The organism is Nocardia farcinica (assembly GCF_029867845.1).
GTDB lineage: Bacteria > Actinomycetota > Actinomycetes > Mycobacteriales > Mycobacteriaceae > Nocardia > Nocardia farcinica_A.
In genome coordinates, this window is record NZ_JARWRU010000211.1 from 1 (window position 1) to 5,244 (window position 5,244).

Annotated in this window: 3 protein-coding genes; 1 reads left to right on the top strand and 2 read right to left on the bottom strand. The window is 70.3% G+C overall.

Annotated features, from left to right (window positions below; all coding sequences use genetic code 11):
* Positions 1 to 197: 197 nt before the first annotated feature.
* Entirely contained in the window at positions 198 to 2,417 is a 2,220-nt protein-coding gene (locus QH283_RS04315; protein ID WP_280501719.1) for an MMPL family transporter, read from the top strand.
* On the opposite strand, the gene QH283_RS04320 is transcribed toward QH283_RS04315, so the two are convergent.
* Together QH283_RS04320 and rpsA are read right to left on the bottom strand one after the other, a co-directional pair.
* The gene (locus tag QH283_RS04320) at positions 2,395 to 3,033 is read right to left on the bottom strand and encodes a TetR/AcrR family transcriptional regulator (protein ID WP_280501720.1); all 639 of its coding nucleotides are present in this window, start codon (positions 3,031 to 3,033) and stop codon (positions 2,395 to 2,397) included. The two genes, QH283_RS04315 and QH283_RS04320, sit on opposite strands and share 23 nt — an antisense overlap.
* Before the next feature lie 142 nt (positions 3,034 to 3,175).
* Complete coding sequence (gene rpsA, locus QH283_RS04325) at positions 3,176 to 4,639, bottom strand: 30S ribosomal protein S1 (RefSeq protein ID WP_280501721.1); 1,464 nt, start codon at positions 4,637 to 4,639, stop codon at positions 3,176 to 3,178.
* Between the last annotated feature and the right edge of the window lie 605 nt (positions 4,640 to 5,244).

The window sequence follows — 5,244 nt, forward strand, 5'->3', positions numbered from 1 at the left end:
CCCCCCCCCCCAATCTCCCCCCCCCCCCCCCCCCGGGGGCCCCCCCCCCCGGGCGGGCCCCTCGTCGTGTCCGCCTTCGCACGCGAACCCGGCGAGGGCGCGAGCCGATCGCGCCAGCGGTTGCCGCCCACCCGGCGTGGGCCATACGCTGAAACGGCTATCTGAAAGTCACTGTCAGATAGCCGAAGGAGGGGCACATGTCGTCGTCACCCGCGCTCGCGGACGCACCACCCGATCCCGTCCCCGGAGCCGGCCCGGGTCTGCTCGGCCGGTGGGGCGCGGCCATGGCCCGCCATCGCAGCGTGGTGTTCGCGCTGTGGCTGCTGCTGGTGCTCGCGGGCGGCGCGGCCTTCCCCGCACTGGACGCCCGGCTCGGCGCCCCGGACTTCACCGTCCCCGGCTCCTCCTCCGCGCGGGCCGATCAGCTGATCGCCGAGCACTTCAGCGCCTTCGGCGTGGAACAGGACCTGCTGGTCGTCCACTCACCCTCCTACACCGCCGACGACCCGGAATTCCGCGAATCGGTCACGCGGGCCACGGCCGCGGCCGGGGCGATCGAGGGGGTGACCGGCGTGATCGGCCCGTACCAGGGCGATCAGGCGGCGCAGATCTCCACCGACCGGCACACCGCCTTCGCCGTCGTCGGCCTCGACGGCTATATCGCCGAACGAGTGGCGACCGCCACACGGCTACAGGCCGCTGTGGCCGCCACCGCCGCCGGGGACTTCGAGGTGGCAGTCACCGGCTACGGACCGATGCAGGCCGACCTGATGGAGGTCGAGACCGCCGACATGCAGCGCGCCGAGACCATCGGCCTGCCCATCGCGGCCGCGGTGCTGGTCCTCGCGCTTGGCGCGCTGGTGGCCGCGCTGCTGCCGATCACGGTCACCGCGGCGGGCATCGCGGTCGCGGTGGGGGTGCTGTTCGGGCTCACCACCTGGCTGACCTTCGACTCACTGGTGCTCTCGGTGGCCACCATGATCGCCACCGGCACCGCGATCGACTACGCCATGTTCCTGGTCAGCCGCTTCCAGGAGGAGTCACACGCCCGCGGCGTCACCTCGCGCACCCAGCGCGCGGCGATCGAGAGCGCCGTCGCCGCCACGCTCGACACCACCGGCCGCACCGTGCTGGCCTCCGGCATCATCATCATGATCTCGCTGTGCTCGCTGGTGGCGGTCGGACTGCGCATGCTCGACGGCATCGCCATCGGGGTGATCGCCGCCGTGTCGGCCACCCTGTGCGCGGCGGTCACGCTGCTGCCCGCGCTGCTGGCGGCCCTCGGTCCGGCGGTGCGACGCGGCGCCCTGCCCGAACGCCTGCGCCCGGCGATCGCGGACGACCAGCCGAGCGCGTGGGACCGCTGGGCCCGCACCGTCATGAACCGGCCGGTGGCCTTCGGCCTCGCCGGCGTCGTCCTGCTCATCGCGTGCGCGTTTCCGCTGACCACCATCTCGCACGGCATCGACATGGGCATGAACTCCCTGGACGGACACCCAAGCGGGCGCGCGACCGTGCTGGTGCAGGACGAGTTCGGCCCCGGCCTGCTCGCACCGCTGACCGTGGTGGCCACCGGACCGACGGACACCCCCCTGCCCGCCGCCGCGCAGTCGGCGGTGCTGTCCTTCGGCGCCGAACTCGACCGCGACGAGCGGGTGGCGCGGGTGCTGCCACAGCAGGCCGACGGCCGCGTCCTGCTCACGGTCGTGCCGCGCGACTCCTTCGATTCGGCCTCGGTCGCCGACCTGACCAGGGAGATCACCGACCGCGCGGACGCCGTCCCCGGCGCCGAGCTGTCCGTGGGCGGCACCCCGGCCGTCTTCGCCGACGTCTCCGACCGGATCGCGGCCCGCTTCCCCTGGGTGATCACCCTGGTGCTGACCGTCTCGCTGGTGTTCCTGATCGTCGCCTTCCGCAGCGTGCTGCTCGCCGTCAAGGCGATCGTGCTGAACCTGCTGGCGACCGGCGCGGCGCTGGGCGTCACGGTGGCGGTGTTCCAGTACGGCCTCGGCGAGCGCCTGCTCGGCTTCACCAGCACCGGCTTCGTGCAGGTCTACCTGCCGATGCTGGTGTTCGCCGTGCTGTTCGGCCTGTCGATGGACTACGAGGTCTTCCTCATCCGCCGCATCCGCGAGTCCTGGGACCGCACGCACGACAACGGGCTCGCCGTCGCCGAGGGATTGCGGCACACCGCCCGCCCGATCACCGCGGCCGCCGCCATCATGGTCGCGGTCTTCGCCGGCTTCGTCACCGCCGACGTCCTGGAACTGAAACAGATCGGCTTCGCCCTGGCCTTCGCCATCGCGCTCGACGCGGTGATCGTGCGCCTGGTGCTGGTGCCCGCCTTCATGCGGCTGCTCGGCGACTGGAACTGGTGGCTGCCGCGACTGCCGCTCACTCGGCGTCGAACGGAATGACGATCCGCTCGACCGCACCGAGGACCATCCGCACCGCCTCGGTGTAGACCTCCCGCAACGCGGGCGTGAACCCCGCGCCTGCCCAGTGGTCGAGCGCGGCCACGGTGCCCCAGATGGCGGTGGCGGCGGCCATGCGCACGGCCAGTTCACCGGGATCGCGGCCGCAGCGCACGGCGAAGACCGCGCGGAAGCGGGCCTCCAGGTCGCGCATCTGCCTGGTCTGGCCGTCGCGCACCTCCGGCACCGAGTGCACGAAGCGCAGCCTGCGGGCGATGCGCCGTTCGGCCTCGGCGGTGACCAGGGCGTCGATGGTGGCGGGCACGAGGGTGCGGGCCAGGGCGAGCAGGTCGGCGGGCGACATGACGGCGCCCTCCCCCGCCGTGCCGAGCAGGTCAAGGATCTGCTGATCGGCCTCGTCGTAGAGGACCAGCATCTCCTTGGTGCCGAAGTAGCGATAGATCGAACTGGGCGAGACCTGCGCCGCCGCGGCCACCCGTTCCACGGTGACCTCGCGGTAGCCGTGCTCCTCGAACAGATCGAAGGCGACCCGCTGGATGCGGTCCATGGCCGCGCGCTTGCGGCGCTCCCAGGCCCCCTGCGACTCCCCCGCCGTCACCGCCGCGCCCCGCCCCGCACCATATCGACCACGGTCACAGACTCTACCCCCGGGCCTGATCTGTCCCGGACAGCAAAAGACCCCCGGCCCCATGAGGGACCGGGGGTCTTCGAGCTATTGCTCAGTCGTCACCCGACGGCGATCAGGCGTTGCCGGACAGCTTCTCCCGCAGCGCGGCCAGCTGGGCGTCGCTGGCGAGCGAGCCGCCGGCGGGCTCGGCCTGGCTGGAGGCCGACTGCGCGCCGCTCTCGGAGGAGTAGTTGCCGCTGCCGCCGTTGGCCGCCTCGGCCTCGGCGTCGGCCGCCATCTTCTCCATCTGAGCGGTGTGCATCTTGTGGCGACGCTCGGCCTCGGCGTAGCGCGACTCCCACTCGTCCCGCTGCTTCTCGTAGCCCTCGAGCCATTCGTTGGTCTCGGGATCGAAGCCCTCGGGGAAGATGTAGTTGCCCTGCTCGTCGTAGCTGTCGGCCATGCCGTACTTCGACGGATCGAACTCGGGGCTGTAGTCCTCGTTGGCCTGCTTGAGGCTCAGCGAGATCCGGCGACGCTCCAGGTCGATGTCGATGACCTTGACCATCGCGTCGTCGCCGACGGCCACGACCTGGTCCGGCACCTCGACGTGGCGCTCGGCCAGCTCGGAGATGTGCACCAGGCCCTCGATGCCCTCCTCGACGCGGACGAACGCGCCGAACGGAACCAGCTTGGTGACCTTGCCCGGCACGATCTGGCCGATGGCGTGAGTGCGGGCGAACTGACGCCACGGATCTTCCTGGGTCGCCTTCAGCGACAGGGAGACGCGCTCGCGGTCCAGATCCACGTCGAGAACCTCGACGGTGACCTCGTTGCCCACCTCGACGACCTCGGACGGGTGGTCGATGTGCTTCCAGGACAGCTCGGAGACGTGCACCAGGCCGTCCACGCCGCCCAGATCGACGAAGGCGCCGAAGTTGACGATCGAGGAGACCACACCCTTGCGGACCTGGCCCTTCTGCAGCTGGTGCAGGAACTCGCTGCGGACCTCGGACTGGGTCTGCTCCAGCCAGGCGCGGCGCGACAGGACCACGTTGTTGCGGTTCTTGTCGAGCTCGATGATCTTGGCCTCGATCTCCTTGCCGACGTACGGCTGGAGGTCGCGGACGCGACGCATCTCCACCAGCGAGGCGGGCAGGAAGCCACGCAGACCGATGTCGAGGATCAGGCCGCCCTTGACGACCTCGATGACGGTGCCCTTGACGGCCTCGTCCTTCTCCTTGAGCTCCTCGATGGTGCCCCACGCACGCTCGTACTGCGCCCGCTTCTTCGACAGGATCAGGCGGCCTTCCTTGTCCTCCTTGGTGAGAACAAGAGCCTCGACCTCATCGCCGACCGACACGACCTCGTTGGGGTCGACATCGTGCTTGATGGACAGCTCGCGAGAGGGGATGACGCCTTCGGTCTTGTAACCGATGTCGAGCAGGACCTCGTCGCGATCGACCTTGACGATGGTTCCTTCGACGATGTCGCCGTCGTTGAAGTACTTGATCGTGGCGTCGATGGCGGCGAGGAAATCCTCGGCGGAGCCGATGTCGTTGACGGCTACCTGCGGCGAGGTGACGGTGGTGGGCATATGTCGGTTTGCTCCGGACGGATTGTGGTCGGTTGCGGACATTGGAACTTTCGGTACGCTGCGTGATCACCGCGGCGTTGCGATGACGGGTACCTGAACCGTACCGCACCGCTGATGCGTGAAACCCAGCACGGGGTGCGTTGATTCCCAGTACGCTCGAGCTTCCGATACCGCGAACTCGATACCTGAAACCCCCAAGCACACAAGGACCCACCGCACACTCGCGCGTTCAGCGTACGCGACCTCGGCGGACAGGGGCAAACCGGTCCGTGCGCCACACCGGCGACACGTCGGAACGGACATATCCCCCCTCGGCGATCTTCCGCCCGCACAGCCCGGCGATCTCGCCACCCCCGGCCCGGCGATCTCGCCGCGCACAGAGCGCCCCCGGCGCCGGGCTGTCCGCACGGCATGGCGCCCCGGGTCCGGCGCGGCGAATTCCCCGCAGGCCCCGCCGCGGTGACCCACGCCGCGAGGACCGGGGACGCGGGCGGATCGACCACGCGGCCACCGATACAGTGCACCCGTGTCCGATGATCGTCACGCGCAGGCCGCGTAAATCCTGGGCGCCACGAGTGTGGCGAGGACCCGGCTCGGCTCCGCCG